Source organism: Nocardioides flavus (ex Wang et al. 2016), assembly GCF_014653115.1.
In the GTDB taxonomy this organism is placed as follows: domain Bacteria; phylum Actinomycetota; class Actinomycetes; order Propionibacteriales; family Nocardioidaceae; genus Nocardioides; species Nocardioides flavus.
The window spans coordinates 70,041-84,431 of the sequence record NZ_BNAD01000005.1 but is presented as its reverse complement, the minus strand read 5'-3'; the positions used below and the strand labels follow the sequence as shown (position 1 = coordinate 84,431).

Below are 14,391 nucleotides of genomic sequence, written 5' to 3'. Positions count from 1 at the left end.
GTGGGGTGGTGGTCGCTCAACGGGTCCTCCTGACGGTGATGACGTGGGCGGGCTCCCAGCCGGGGTCGAGGCGCACGTAGTTGTGGGCGCTCCAGCTCCAGTCGGCGCCGGTGATCTCGTCGTGGGCGACGAACGAGTCGTGCCAGTCGAGGCCGAGCGCCGGCATGTCGAGGTGGACCATCGTCTCCCGCGTGCCGTGCGGGTCGAGGTTGATGACGCTGATGACGACGTCGTCCTCGTGCCGCTTGCTGAACACCAGCACCTGGTCGTCGTCGCTGTGGTGGATGGTGATGTTGCGCAGCAGCTGCAGGGCCGGGTGCTGCCGCCGGATCTCGTTGAGCCGGGTGAGGTACGGGGCGAGCGTGGTGCCCTCCGCGTCGTGCCGGGCCCAGTCGCGGATGCGGATCTGGTACTTCTCCGAGTCGAGGTACTCCTCCGAGCCGGGCTTGACCGCGACGTGCTCGAACAGCTCGTAGCCGGCGTACACGCCCCAGCTCGGCGACCCGGTGGCCGCGAGCGCGGCGCGCACCTTGAACGCCGCCGGCCCGCCGTACTGCAGGTAGGCGTGGAGGATGTCGGGGGTGTTGACGAAGAAGTTCGGGCGCATCAGGTGGTCGGACTCGCTGGACACCTCGAGGAGGTAGTCCTCGATCTCGCGCTTGCCCGTGCGCCAGGTGAAGTAGGTGTAGCTCTGGTGGTAGCCGACGGCGCCGAGGCCGTGCATCATCGCGGGCTTGGTGAACGCCTCGGACAGGAAGATCACGTCGGGGTCGGTGCGCCGCACCTCCGCGAGCAGCCACTCCCAGAAGGCCAGTGGCTTGGTGTGCGGGTTGTCGACGCGGAAGATCCGCACGCCGTGCGACATCCACAGCTTGACGATCCGCAGGACCTCGCGGCAGATGCCCGCGGGGTCGTTGTCGAAGTTCATCGGGTAGATGTCCTGGTACTTCTTCGGCGGGTTCTCCGCGTACGCGATCGTGCCGTCGGCGCGCGTGGTGAAGAACTGCGGGTGGGTGGTCACCCACGGGTGGTCCGGTGCCGCCTGCAGGGCCAGGTCGAGCGCGACCTCGATGCCGAGCTCGGTGGCGCGCGCGACGAAGGCGTCGAAGTCCTCGAACGTGCCGAGGTCGGGGTGGATGGCGTCGTGGCCGCCGTCCTTGCTGCCGATGGCCCACGGCGAGCCGGTGTCGTCCGGGCCTGGGGTGAGGGTGTTGTTGGGGCCCTTGCGGTTGACCTCGCCGATCGGGTGGATCGGCGGCAGGTAGAGGACGTCGAAGCCCATCTCGGCGACCCGGTCGAGCCGCTTCGCCGCGGTGCGGAACGTCCCGCTGGTGATCTTGCCGGTCTTCTCGTCGCGCGTCGCGCCCTCGGACCGCGGGAAGAACTCGTACCAGCTGCCGAAGAGGGCGCGCGTGCGGTCGGCGCGGAACCGGAACGGGCCGGTCACCGTGAGCAGCTCGCGCAGCGGGTGCGCGAGCAGGACCGCGCCGAGGTCGGGGTCCTGGAGGGCTGCGAGGCGCGCGCCGGTCGGTCGTGTCTCGTCGCTCGCCGCCGCGATGGCGCCCTTGACGAGGGCGGCGGCGGACGGGTCGAGGGCGGCCGCGCCGGTGCCCGTCGCGACGCGCTCGAGCAGCAGCCGCCCCTCGGTGAACATCAGCTCGACGTCGACGCCGGCCGGGATCTTGATGCCGGCGTCGTGCTGCCAGGTCGCGACCGGGTCGGACCAGGAGTGGATCTCGAAGGTCCACTCGCCGGGCACGTCCGGGGTGACGTGGGCGACGTAGCGGTTGGGCGCGTCCCCGTCGGGACGCATCCGGACCGGGTCACGCGTGCGGCCAGTCGGGTCGGTGGCCACCACCTCGGCGGCCAGCTGGTCGTGGCCCTCCCGGAACACCGAGGCGCGCACCGGCATCGGCTCGCCGACGGTGGCCTTGGCCGACTGGCGACCCAGGTCGACCACGGGAGAGACATCCATCACGGGTATCCGTCCAACCATGACCCCACACTTGCGAAGGTCGGGGTCGGGGCGCAAGCCGGGGACCGCCCGGTCTCACCCAGCGGAGGGGGCTCACCGCCTGCGCACGACGATCCTCACCATCCTGCTGCGGGCCGGGCGGAGGGTCGTCGTGTCGTCAGGCCGGAAGCGCACACGTACGGTGTGGCGGCCGGGCGCGAGCCGCTTCGTGAGCAGCAGCGAGCGCCTCCCCGTGCTCGTCGTGGTCGTGCGCCACCTCCGCCCGTCCACGAGGACGACCAGGCGGCCGGCCTCGGTAGCCGCACCCGCCGAGTCCACCTCGACCAGCAGCCGGGGGGCGGCGTTGCGGCGCGTCTGGACCGCGCGGCGCACGCGCAGCGACACGGTCGGTGACACGCGCGCGTCGGGGTCCGTCGCCCCGGGCTCCGCGGGGGGAGCAGACGGGGGAGCGGACGGAGTGGTGGACGGCGGGGTGGCGCCGCCGGGCTGTACCGGGGCCTCGGCGGCCTCCCCGAACACCTGCAGCTCGGCGGCGTGGACGATCGTGCCGCGGTCGGAGGCGGTCTTGCAGTCGGTGTCGTTGAGCGGGTCGGCGTCCTGCTCGCCGGCGTAGAGCGCCTGGCCGGTGCACTGGTTCTCCAGGGCGACGAGCCGTACGGCGGCCGCCTCGGTGTCCGGGACGTCGAACGAGCGCATCGTCAGGTCGGGCGCCACCGGCCGCGGGAGCACGGACGGGAACGCATCGCCGGGCGAGGTGTAGAACCGGCTCCACGTCGCATCCGCCGAGGCGCAGTCGGAGGTGCACGCCTCGAGCGCGAACTGGCGCAGGGCGGTGAAGCGGGACCCGGAGTCGGGGTCCTCCTGGGCGAGCGGCAGGGCGTTCGGGTCGGCCGGGGCGGGGGTGAGCATCGCGCTCACCTGGACCCGCCGGACGGTCTGCACGTTCCCGGCGAGGTCGACGGCCACCGACGGGTTCGTCTCGTCGACGTTGCCCTCGGTGACGCCGCCCCAGTTGGTCGCCTCGGTCCCGTCGATGAGGTGCTCGGCGTTGCGGGAGCCGTCGGTGGCGCCGATCACCGTGGCGCCGGCGGCGGCGCCGGCCAGGTTGACGTCGTCGGCCACCTGCACGGTCCGCGCCCCGGTCCCGTCCACCGTCAGGGTGAAGCGGGTCGCGCCGCGGTCGGGCGAGACGGCGAGCATCCGGTAGGTCCCGGGTGCGAACGTGGCCGTGGCGCCGAGGTCGGTGTCGCCGAGGGTGTCGGCGACCGGGGTGACGCGGGCCTCGTAGTCGCCGACGTAGATGCGTGCGGGGCTGCCGGTGTCGAAGGTGATCTCGGCGTTGTCGGCGACGGGCGAGGCGAAGCTCGGCACGGGCTGGTCGTCGTCCGCGCTGGTGACCGACGCGCCGCCGCCCATGCCGCGCCGGGCGAACGCCGCCCACAGCACGTCGCGGTTCTCGCCGCCGAAGCGCATCTGGTCGGCCGCGATCATCGCGTCACGGGCATCGAGCATCGACGTGGCGCCCTGCTGGAGCAGGAAGGAGTCGAACATCAGCTGCACCCATCGGCGGTTGCCCGGGCACTGCTCGACCGGGTAGGGCGTCTCCTGGGCCGTCGCCTGCGCGCACCTCAGCTGCAGCGCCTCGTCGGTCGACGGGTACTGGGCGTCGTACGCCTCGACGAGCGCCTGGCGCACCTCCCACATCGTGCCGTTCCAGATCTCGCCGTCGGCGTGCACCTCGGGCCCGGTGGAGTCGAAGCCGTAGTCGGAGAAGTTCAGCGGGTTGTCGTCGATCGCGTAGTCGCGGATCGCGGTCTCGAGGTTCCCGGTGGCGTAGGCGCCGATCGCCCAGACGTTCCCACCGTTGCTGTAGCCGTGGCTGAACTGGTACTCGCCGGCGACCAGGTCGCTCCACGACTCGCCCATCGCGCCACCGTGCTCGGAGGTGAGCCCGTCGTCGGGTCCGCCGACCATGCGGTTGGAGATCGCGTGGGTGTACTCGTGACCGACGATGCCCATGTCGAGCCCGCCGTCGGTGCACGGCGCGTAGAAGGCGCCGGCGATCGGCTGGAAGAGGTACTGGTTGGTGATCCCGGGCGTACCGTCCTGCAGGGTGATCTGGTTGGCGTTGTCGCGCCCGAGGTAGCTCGGGCTGCCGCCGGTGATCGCGCCGGCCTGGGCGTTGCCGATCTCGGGGTCACCGCCGACGCCGCCGCGGCCGCCGTTCTCGACCTGCATGTTGTAGTTGTCCTCGGTGAAGCCGAGGTAGTAGCTGTAGTCGTGCATCCGGTTGTGGCTGACGAACAGGTTGCCCACCGAGGCGTCGATGTCGTTGCCGCCGGGCACCAGCCCGGTCGGGTCGCACCGGTCGTTGTTCCATGCGTCGGTGAACTCCGCGGTGTACTCCCGGGTGGGGGAGACCGGCGCCTGGAACAGGCCGCCGGGGGTCAGCGGGCTGGCCCACGCCTCGCGGGTCGAGGCGTTGTTGCCGAGGGTCGTCGAGGTCGGCAGGGTGCCACCGCCCACGGTGTCCCACGGCCCGTGCGCCGCGACGTTGCGGAACCCCAGGTCGCAGCCCTCCTCGAGGTTCCAGCAGCCGATGACCGAGTTGGCCGGCGTCTCGTCGGGGCCGTCCAGCATCGGGTTGGCGGGGAAGTAGCGCCAGCGCGGGTTGGTCTGCAGCGTCTCGGCGGACGGGGCGGCCTGGTCGCTGGCGAGCACCGTGAGGGCGTACTGGCCGAGCACCACCGACGCGGTGTCGAACGGGCAGACCTCGATCGCGTAGGTGCCGGCGGGGATGCTCTCCGCGGAGTACGACGCCACCTCCGGGCTGGTGAGCAGGTCCTGCGACAGCAGCAGCTCGCCGCCGGGGCCGTAGAGCTTGAAGATCACGTCGTCGGCCGGTAGCGCCAGTGCTGCGACGTTGATCGACCGGGTCAGGTCGTCGGTGAGCTCGAACGCGTGCCGCGGGCCGCACCCCGTCGCGGTGATCGCCCCCTGGAAGACCTGCGCGTCGTTCAGGTTGTCCACCTGGTTGCGGCGCACCAGGACCTCTCCGGTGATCGCGTCGACGAGCACGGTGTGGGCCAGGGTGGCGCCGCCCGCGACGTCGACGACGTTGGCCTCGAACACCGGTCGCACCGTGGAGGCGTCCACGGCGAGGGCGCGCAGCCGCACCTGCTGCTCCTGCGCGATCCCGGGCACCGACAACCGCGTCCAGTCGCCCGCCTCGGCGGCCCGCTGCACGACCTCGACCACGTCCGCGTCCGTTGCCCGGCCCACGTCGGCCGCGGCCTTCAGCCATCCCTGCACCGGCGTGAGCACGGGGGCCGGGGGAGCGGTGTCGGCCCGGGTCAGGGACGAGGAGGCGTACGCCACCCGGCCGTCGGCGACGCCGACGGTCACCATGCCGCCGGTGGCCGGGACCAGGTCGCCGTACCGCTGCCGGAAGAGCACCGCGCGGGCGTCGCTGCCGGCGAGCTCCTGCGAGGACACCAGCTCGAGACCGGCGACCTCGTCGGGTGCCAGCCCGAACAGGGCGGCGTGCTCGGCGAGCCAGGCCCGGGCGCCGTCGGCGGGGTCGCCGGGCGCGGCGCCGAGCGAGCCGTCGGCGGGCAGGACCGACGCCGGTGAGCCGAGGTCGTTCCAGCGGAGCGTGACCGGCCCGAGCGCGTCGACCGCCGCGCGCTGGGAGGCCGACGGCGCGACGGCGGCGCGGGTGTCGACGTCGGCAGGGCCGGCGACGGGGTCGCCGAGCGTACGCACGTCGGGCGGGGTCGGGCCCGGCGCGGCCGTCTCGGTCCTGGTCTCCGCGGTGGCGGGTGTCGCGGCGAGGGCGGCGGTGGGGATCGCGAGCAGCAGGGCCGCTGCGAGGGCGGTGCGGCCGGCTGCCGGGCGGGTGTGCGTCATGTGGCGAACAACTGCGCACGGGGCGCGGAGGTTACTCAGGGTTGTGGCGCTGACGCTTGGATCGTTCCAAGAAATGCCCTACGGTGCTGGATCGTGCGAGCGTTCCGACGATTCACCGTCCGTCCCGTCCTCCCCGAGCCCCTGGCGGCGCTGTCTGTCCTGGCCGGCAACCTCCGCTGGTCGTGGCACCCGCCGACCCAGGACGTGTTCTCCTCGATCGACCCGAGCCTGTGGCGCCAGGTCAAGTGCGACCCGGTGCGCCTGCTGGGTGCGGTCGGCCGTGAGCGCCTCGAGGAGCTGGCCGGGGACCACGAGTTCCGGTCCCGCCTCGACGCGGCCCGCGCCGACCTCGAGCGCTACCTCACCGAGGACCGCTGGTACGCCCGGAAGGCCGGCGAGGACGCGCCCCGCTCCATCGCCTACTTCTCCCCGGAGTACGGCATCAGCTCGGTGCTGCCCCAGTACTCCGGCGGTCTCGGCATCCTCGCCGGTGACCACCTCAAGGCCTCCTCCGACCTCGGAATCCCGCTGACGGGCGTCGGGCTGTTCTACCGCCACGGCTACTTCAAGCAGGCCCTCGACCGCGACGGCTGGCAGCAGGAGAGCTACCCCGTCCTCGACCCCGACGAGCTGCCCCTGACGCAGCTGCGCGAGGCCGACGGCAGCCGCGCCACCGTCTCGATCGCGCTGCCCGACGGCCCCGACCTCGTGGCCCGGATCCTCGTGGCCCACGTCGGCCGCGTGCCGCTGCTGCTGCTCGACACCGACATCGAGGAGAACAGCGCCCACTACCGCGACGTCACCGACCGCCTCTACGGCGGCAACTCCGAGCACCGGCTGCGCCAGGAGCTGCTCCTCGGCGTCGGCGGCGTGCGCGCGCTGCGGGTGTGGTCGCGCATCACCGGTGCCCCTGCGCCGGAGGTGTTCCACACCAACGAGGGCCACGCCGGCTTCCTCGGCATCGAGCGGATCCGCGAGCTCACCGTCGCCGACGACGGCCCGCACCTCGACTTCGACACCGCGCTCGAGGTCTCGCGCGCCGGCACCGTCTTCACCACCCACACGCCCGTGCCCGCCGGCATCGACCGCTTCCCGCGCGAGCTGGTCTCGCAGTACTTCGGCGGCAACAGCCCCACCCCGGGCGTCCCGGTCGACCGGGTCCTCGCGCTCGGTGCCGAGGACTACGACGGCGGTGACGCCGGCGTGTTCAACATGGCGGTCATGGGCTTCCGCCTGGCCCAGCGCGCCAACGGCGTCTCCCAGCTGCACGGCCACGTCTCGCGGGGGATGTTCAACGGCCTCTGGCCCGCCTTCGACGAGGCCGAGGTGCCGATCACCTCGATCACCAACGGCGTCCACGGCCCGACCTGGATCGCCCGCGAGGTCATCGAGCTCGCCGCGAGCCGCGGCGCCGACGTCGACGGCGACGACACCGACGCGCTGTGGCCGATGGTCGACCAGATCGGCGACCGCGAGATCTGGGACCTCAAGCGCACGCTGCGCACCCGCTTCGTCGAGGACGCCCGCGACCGGATGCGTCGCTCGGCGGCCAAGCGGGGCTTCGCCGCCGCCGAGACCACCTGGATCGACACCGCGCTCGACCCCGACGTGCTGACCATCGGCTTCGCGCGGCGCGTGCCGACGTACAAGCGGCTCACGCTGATGCTGCGCGACCCCGCCCGCCTCAAGAAGCTGCTCCTCGACCCCGAGCGCCCCGTCCAGCTCGTGATCGCGGGCAAGGCGCACCCGGCCGACGAGACCGGCAAGCGGCTCATCCAGGAGATGGTGCGCTTCGCCGACGACCCGGAGATCCGCCACCGCATCGCGTTCCTGCCCAACTACGACATCGCGATGGCGCAGCCGCTCTACCCCGGCTGCGACGTCTGGCTCAACAACCCGCTGCGCCCCTACGAGGCCTGCGGCACCTCCGGCATGAAGGCCGCGCTCAACGGCGGCCTCAACCTGTCGATCCTCGACGGCTGGTGGGACGAGTGGTACGACGGCGACAACGGCTGGGCGATCCCGTCGGCCGACGGGATCGACGACCCCGACCGTCGTGACGACCTCGAGGCCAACGCGCTCTACGACCTGCTCGAGGGCGAGGTCGTGCCGCGCTTCTACGAGACGAACGACGAGGGCGTCCCGCCGCGCTGGCTGGAGATGGTGCGCCACACGCTGAAGTCGCTCGGGCCCAAGGTCCTCGCGACCCGGCAGGTGCGCGACTACGTGCGCGAGCTGTACGCCCCCGCGGCCCACACCGCCCGCACGCTCAACTCCGACTACGCCGGCGCCCGCACCCTCTCGGGCTGGAAGCAGACCGTGCGCGAGGCGTGGCACGGCGTGCGCGTCGAGCACATCGACTCCGAGGGCGTCGGTGACCAGGCCGAGGTCGGCGCGACGCTCGCCGTCCGCGCCTGGGTCGCGCTGGGCTCGCTCTCGGCGGACGACGTCGAGGTGCAGGTCGTGCACGGCAGGATCGGCTCCGACGACGAGCTGACCGCCACGACGCTCACGCCGATGCTGGTGGGGGAGTCCTACGACGGCAACCGCCACCGCTTCGACGCAGCCGTCCTGCTCGACCACTCCGGCCCCTTCGGCTACACCGTGCGCGTCGTCCCGCGCAACGAGTCCCTCGCCTCGGTCGCCGAGCTGGGCCTGGTGGCCGAGCCCGCCTGACCTGTTGGTCGGTCCCGGACTGCGAAGACACGCGGACACAAGTCGCCCGGACCGCCCGCGCCTGAGCGTGGGCGGCCCGGCGAGCTCGAGGTTCGGTCCGTACGGCGGTCAGCCGAAGGTCAACCAGAGTCCGACGAGGGTCGGGACCACCCCGAGCAGCAGCCACGGCGACACCACGCGGCGGCCGTGGATGCCGAGGCCGGTGGCGACGGTGATCGCGCCGAAGACACCGGCGATCACGTTGAGGCCGACGCGCGACGACGTCGGTCCGTCGAGCATGACGGCCGCGACGACCAGCCCGACCACCAGGTGCAGGATCGTCGTCACCGCGAGGGTCGACATCACCCAGCGCTGCACCCGCGCCAAGTCGCGCGCGTCCTTCTCGGGGTCGGCGACGATCCGACGGGGCGCGTCGAGGTCGAGGAGGTGGCTGCGGCCCTTCTCCGTACGTCGCGCGGGAACACTTCCGGCCATGGGGTGATTGTCGCAGGTGGTCAGGTCTCGCGGAGCACGAGCACCGATCGCGCCTGGAGCACGAGCGTGCCGCCGGCCACGACCGGCGTTCCGGGCGCGATGTCGGTGTTGGTCGAGAGCACGACCTCGCCGTGGTGGACCCACTGGTTGGCGGGGAGCACCAGCTCGACGTCGTGTGCCCCGGAGTTGAGCCAGATCATGAAGGACCGGTCGCGCACCTGCTCGCCGCGCGGACCGGGCGAGCGCAGCGGTGCGCCGTTGAGGAACATGCCGATCGTGCGGATCGCGTCGTCGTTCCAGTCGTCGACGGTCATCTCGCGCCCGCTGGGGTGCACCCACACGAGGTCCTTGATGCCGCCCTTGATGGTCGGGCGTCCCTCGAACCAGTGCCGCTGCCGCAGCACCGGGTGCTCGCGGCGCAGGCGCAGCGCCGTCTTGGTGATCTCGTAGACGTCGAGCCAGGCGTCGTCGGGTCGCCAGTCGATCCACGAGATCTCGTTGTCCTGGCCGTAGGCGTTGTTGTTGCCGCCCTGCGTGCGCCCGCGCTCGTCGCCCGCCGTCAGCATCGGCACCCCGCTGGAGAAGCACAGCGTGGCCATCAGGTTGGCGGCCTGGCGGCGCCGCAGCGCGAGCACCTGCGGGTCGTCGGTCTCGCCCTCGACGCCGCAGTTCCACGAGCGGTTGTTGTCGGTGCCGTCGCGGTTGTCCTCGCCGTTGGCGTCGTTGTGCTTCTCGTTGTACGACACGAGGTCGCGCACGGTGAAGCCGTCGTGGGCGGTGATGAAGTTGACCGATGCGTAGGGGGAGCGGCCGTCGTCGGCGTACAGGTCGCTGGAGCCGGCCAGGCGCGTGGCCACGGTGCGCACGCCGCCGGACTGGCCGCGCCAGAAGTCGCGGACGGTGTCGCGGAACTGGTCGTTCCACTCGATCCACGGCGGCGGGAACTGGCCCACGCGGTAGCCGTCCATCGAGGCGTCCCACGGCTCCGCGATGAGCTTCACGTGGCGCAGGACGGGGTCCTGGCCGATCGCGGTGAGCAGGTGCGAGCCCATGTCCACGACCTGGTTGGTCCGGGTGATCGCGCTCATCAGGTCGAACCGGAAGCCGTCGACGTGCATCTCGCTCACCCAGTAGCGCAGCGAGTCGAGGATCATCCGCAGGCTCTGCGTGTGCGTGGAGTCGACCGTGTTGCCGCAGCCCGTGACGTCCCAGTAGTCCACCGGAGCGGGACCGTCGGCCGACTCCGGCGCGGCCACCCGCTGGTAGTAGCCGCGGTCGTCGAGCCCGCGGAAGCTGAGTGTCGGCCCGCGGGGGCCGGCCTCGGCGGTGTGGTTGTAGACCACGTCCAGGATGACCTCCAGCCCGGCTGCGTGGAAGTCCTTGACCATCTGCTTGAACTCGGTGACCTGCTGGCCACGGTCGCCGGACGCGGCGTAGGCGTTGTGCGGGGCGAAGAAGCACAGCGAGTTGTAGCCCCAGTAGTTGACCAGGCCCTTCTCGGCGAGCGCCGGCTCGGAGAAGAACTGGTGCACTGGCAGCAGCTCGACCGCCGTCACGCCGAGGTCGCGCAGGTAGTCGGTCACCGCGGGCGTCGCGAGCCCGGCGTACGTGCCGCGCAGCTCCTCCGGCACCCGGTCGTGCAGCATCGTCATGCCCTTGACGTGCATCTCGTAGATCACGGTGTCGCGCCATCGGCGGCGCGGCGGGGTGTCGGGTCCCCACTGGAAGTCGTCGTAGACCACGACGCTGCGCGGCACGTACGGCGCGGAGTCGAGGTCGCTGATCGTCCCGGGGTCGTCCTTGGTGTAGCCGTAGATCGCGTCGTCCACGACGAGGTCGCCCGACACCGCCTTGCCGTAGGGGTCGAGCAGCAGCTTCGCCGGGTTGAACCGCAGGCCGGCCTCCGGGTCCCACGGCCCGTCGGCGCGGTAGCCGTAGCGGGTGCCGGGGGCGACTCCCGGCAGCGCTCCGTGCCACACGCCGAGCGAGTGCTCGGTCAGGCGGTGGCGCACCTCGGTCCCGTCGTCGTCGAAGAGGCACACCCACATCGCGGTGGCGGCCGGTGCGTACACGGCGAAGTTGGTCGACTCCGACGACCACGTCGCTCCGAGCGGGTAGTTGCGACCCGGCCAGACCGACATCGTCTCGCCGTCGTGGTTCCAGACCGTCGTGGTGTCGGGGGGCGGTGTCACACGAGCCATTGTGGTGGCATCGTCCACGCACGGCACAATGCGCCCACGATGCGCCACACTGCGCTCGCCACGACCGCACCACGATGAGGAGCCACCATGGAGTTCGTCTCGATCGACGTGACCGACGGGGTCGCGGTCCTGCGGCTGGACCGCCCGAAGATGAACGCGATCAGCGTGCAGGTCCAGGCCGACCTCCGCGAGGCCGCCGCCGAGCTCACCGAGCGCGACGACGTACGCGCCGTGGTGGTGTGGGGCGGCGAGCGCGTCTTCGCAGCCGGCAACGACGTCAAGGAGATGGCCGACCTCTCCTACGCCGACATGGTGAAGGTCGCCGCGTCCGCCACCTCGGCGACCACCGCCATCGCCCGGATCCCCAAGCCGGTCGTCGCCGCGGTCAACGGGTACGCCCTGGGCGGCGGCTGCGAGCTCGCGCTCGCGGCGGACTTCCGCTTCGCCGCCGAGGACGCCGTCCTCGGCCAGCCCGAGGTGCTGCTCGGGATCATCCCGGGCGCCGGCGGCACCCAGCGCCTCACCCGCCTCGTCGGCGCGGCGAAGGCGAAGGACATCATCTTCACCGGCCGCTTCGTCAAGGCCGAGGAGGCACTGCGGATCGGCCTGGTCGACCGGCTCGTCCCGGCGGGCGAGGTGCTGGAGGAGTCGGTCGCCTACGCCGCGCAGTTCAGCGGCGCCGCGGCGCTGGCGATCCGCGCCGCCAAGGAGTGCATCGACCGGGGGAGCGAGACCGACCTCGACACCGGCCTGGAGATCGAGCGGCAGCAGTTCGCCGCGATCTTCGCCACCGAGGACCGTACCCGCGGGATGACCTCGTTCGTTGAGAACGGGCCGGGCAAGGCGACGTTCGTCGGTCGCTGACCCGGCCGCGACCTCACGGACCACGACGAGCACGACGAACGAACGAGGGAGAAGACGACTGTGGCAACGAAGATCCGGGCAACGCTCGCCCAGCTGATCTGGCTGGCCTGCGCGCTGGCGGCACTGCTGCTGGCGGTGGGGGCGCTGCTGATCGCGTTGGACGCCAACAAGTCCAACGAGCTCGTCGACGCGGTCCTCCGCGCGGCCTCCTGGGCCGACCTGGGGGTCTTCTCCCGACAGGACGGCATCAAGCAGTTCCGTGGAGAGGGCGCCGAGGTCAAGAACGCGTTGTTCAACTGGGGCCTGGGCGCGATTGCCTGGCTCGTCGTGGGCCGGGTCCTGGACCGCATCGTCAAGCCCTGACTCCGGCCCCGGCGGGCCGCGACGGTGACAGCGTCACTGTGAGCGACCACACCCGGATCGCCATTCCGGTCCGCGCTGACCGGCTAGTAACCTCACGAGAACACCCCGATTTCACAGGAGGGGCCGCGAGGCCACACCACCATGAACATTGTTGTCTGTGTGAAGTACGTGCCCGACGCCACGGCCGACCGCAAGTTCGAGGACGACTTCACCGTCGACCGCGTCGGCGTCGACGGCCTGCTGTCCGAGCTCGACGAGTACGCCGTGGAGCAGGCCCTGCAGTTCCGCGAGAAGCGTGAGGGTGAGGAGATCACCGTCACCGCACTGACCATCGGCCCGGAGAAGGCCGTCGACGCGGTGCGCAAGGCGCTGCAGATGGGTGCCGACTCGGGCGTCCACGTCGTCGACGACGCGATCGCGGGCTCCGACTACCTCGGTACCTCGCTGGTGCTGGCCAAGGCGATCGAGAAGATCAAGGCCGACACCGGCGCCGACCTCGTCGTGTGCGGCATGGCCTCGACCGACGCGTCCGGCTCCGTGGTCCCCGCGATGCTCGCCGAGCGCCTCGGGATGCCCCAGGTCACGCTCGCCTCCGTCGTGGAGTCGCAGGGCGACCAGGTCCGCATCAAGCGCGACAACGAGGGCTCGACCGAGGTCGTCGGCGCGACCCTGCCGATCGTGCTGAGCGTGACCGACCAGTCCGGCGAGGCGCGCTACCCCTCGTTCAAGGGCATCATGGCGGCGAAGAAGAAGCCGCTGGAGACGTGGTCCCTGACCGACCTCGGCCTCGACGCCGACCAGGTCGGCCTGTCCGTGGCCTACACCCAGGTCGAGGACACCACCGAGCGCCCGCCCCGTACGGCCGGCGAGGTCGTCACCGACGAGGACGGCTCGGGCGCTGGTGCGCTGGTCGACTTCCTCGCGTCCAAGAAGTTCATCTGAGGAGCAGCCAGACATGTCTGAGGTTCTTGTTGTCATCGACCACGCCGAGGGCGAGGTCAAGAAGCCGACCTACGAGCTGCTCACGATCGCCCGCCGGCTCGGTGAGCCGTCCGCGGTGTTCTTCGGTTCGCCCGAGCAGGGCGACGCGGTCGCTGAGAAGGTGAAGAAGTACGGCGCCGCGAAGGTCTACGTCGTCGACGACGCGCAGATCAAGGGCTACCTCGTCGCCCCGAAGGCCGAGGCGCTCCAGCAGCTGGCCGAGAAGACCAGCCCGGCTGCGGTGCTGCTGCCCTCGACGTTCGAGAACAAGGAGGTCGCCGGTCGCCTGGCGATCAAGCTGGGCTCGGGCCTGATCACCGACGCGGTCGACGTGGACGAGTCCGGCACCACCACGCAGAGCGTGTTCGCCGGCAACTACACCGTGCAGGCCAAGGTCACCACCGGCACGCCGATCATCACGGTCAAGCCCAACTCGGCCGCCCCCGAGGAGGCCGAGGGTGCCGGTGCGGTCGAGGCGTTCGCCGCGACCGTGTCCGACGCCGCGAAGACCGCGCAGATCGTGGCCACCCAGCCGCGCCAGTCCACCGGTCGCCCGGAGCTGACCGAGGCCGCGATCGTGGTCTCCGGCGGCCGAGGCACCGGCGGCAACTTCGAGCCGGTCGAGGGCTTCGCCGACAGCCTCGGTGCCGCCGTGGGCGCCTCGCGCGCCGCGGTCGACTCGGGCTGGATGCCGCACGCGTTCCAGGTCGGCCAGACCGGCAAGACGGTCTCGCCGCAGCTCTACGTCGCCAACGGCATCTCGGGTGCGATCCAGCACCGTGCCGGCATGCAGACCTCGAAGACCATCGTCGCGGTCAACAAGGACCCCGAGGCCCCGATCTTCGAGCTCGTCGACTTCGGTGTCGTGGGTGACCTGCACACGGTCCTGCCCGCTGCCACGGAGAAGATCACCGAGCGCAAGGGCTGACCGGGCGCCTCCTCGCGCTT

9 protein-coding genes are annotated in these 14,391 nt (G+C 71.6%); 5 read left to right on the top strand and 4 right to left on the bottom strand.

Annotated features, from left to right (window positions below):
• Positions 1-16 precede the first annotated feature (16 nt).
• Positions 17-1,975 (bottom strand): alpha-1,4-glucan--maltose-1-phosphate maltosyltransferase, encoded by a 1,959-nt coding sequence (locus IE200_RS10840; protein WP_229856392.1) that lies wholly within the window; start codon positions 1,973-1,975, stop codon positions 17-19.
• Between the two features lie 93 nt (positions 1,976-2,068).
• Complete coding sequence (locus IE200_RS10835) at positions 2,069-5,884, bottom strand: M36 family metallopeptidase (protein WP_191279496.1); 3,816 nt, start codon at positions 5,882-5,884, stop codon at positions 2,069-2,071.
• A 93-nt stretch (positions 5,885-5,977) separates the two neighbouring features.
• On the opposite strand from IE200_RS10835, the gene glgP reads away from it, so the two are divergent.
• On the top strand, positions 5,978-8,560 hold the full coding sequence (gene glgP, locus IE200_RS10830; RefSeq protein ID WP_191279495.1) for an alpha-glucan family phosphorylase: 2,583 nt from the start codon (positions 5,978-5,980) through the stop codon (positions 8,558-8,560).
• A gap of 108 nt (positions 8,561-8,668) precedes the next feature.
• On the opposite strand, the gene IE200_RS10825 is transcribed toward glgP, so the two are convergent.
• A complete protein-coding gene (locus IE200_RS10825; RefSeq protein ID WP_191279494.1) occupies positions 8,669-9,034 on the bottom strand; it encodes a hypothetical protein in 366 nt (121 codons plus the stop codon).
• A 20-nt stretch (positions 9,035-9,054) separates the two neighbouring features.
• Positions 9,055-11,226 carry a glycogen debranching protein GlgX gene (gene glgX / locus IE200_RS10820; RefSeq protein ID WP_229856390.1) on the bottom strand — a complete coding sequence of 724 codons (2,172 nt, stop codon included), beginning with the start codon at positions 11,224-11,226 and terminating at the stop codon, positions 9,055-9,057.
• 96 nt (positions 11,227-11,322) lie between these two features.
• On the opposite strand from glgX, the gene IE200_RS10815 reads away from it, so the two are divergent.
• The 4 genes from IE200_RS10815 (at position 11,323) to IE200_RS10800 (ending at position 14,371) form a co-directional block, all read left to right on the top strand.
• Positions 11,323-12,099, top strand: a complete 777-nt coding sequence (locus IE200_RS10815) for an enoyl-CoA hydratase/isomerase family protein (protein ID WP_191279492.1) — start codon at positions 11,323-11,325, stop codon at positions 12,097-12,099.
• A gap of 60 nt (positions 12,100-12,159) precedes the next feature.
• The gene (locus tag IE200_RS10810) at positions 12,160-12,462 is read left to right on the top strand and encodes a hypothetical protein (RefSeq protein WP_191279491.1); all 303 of its coding nucleotides are present in this window, start codon (positions 12,160-12,162) and stop codon (positions 12,460-12,462) included.
• Positions 12,463-12,621: 159 nt separating this feature from the next.
• Positions 12,622-13,404, top strand: a complete 783-nt coding sequence (locus IE200_RS10805) for an electron transfer flavoprotein subunit beta/FixA family protein (protein ID WP_229856389.1) — start codon at positions 12,622-12,624, stop codon at positions 13,402-13,404.
• Positions 13,405-13,417: 13 nt separating this feature from the next.
• Complete coding sequence (locus IE200_RS10800) at positions 13,418-14,371, top strand: electron transfer flavoprotein subunit alpha/FixB family protein (RefSeq protein ID WP_191279489.1); 954 nt, start codon at positions 13,418-13,420, stop codon at positions 14,369-14,371.
• Positions 14,372-14,391: the final 20 nt, after the last annotated feature.

Bases quoted from the DNA above. Each gene is read 5' to 3' on its own strand.
- IE200_RS10840 (WP_229856392.1), bottom strand. From the start codon at position 1,975: ATGGATGTCTCTCCCGTGGTCGACCTGGGTCGCCAGTCGGCCAAGGCC.
- IE200_RS10800 (WP_191279489.1), top strand. From the start codon at position 13,418: ATGTCTGAGGTTCTTGTTGTCATCGACCACGCCGAGGGCGAGGTCAAG.
- IE200_RS10835 (WP_191279496.1), bottom strand. From the start codon at position 5,884: ATGACGCACACCCGCCCGGCAGCCGGCCGCACCGCCCTCGCAGCGGCC.
- IE200_RS10825 (WP_191279494.1), bottom strand. From the start codon at position 9,034: ATGGCCGGAAGTGTTCCCGCGCGACGTACGGAGAAGGGCCGCAGCCAC.
- IE200_RS10815 (WP_191279492.1), top strand. From the start codon at position 11,323: ATGGAGTTCGTCTCGATCGACGTGACCGACGGGGTCGCGGTCCTGCGG.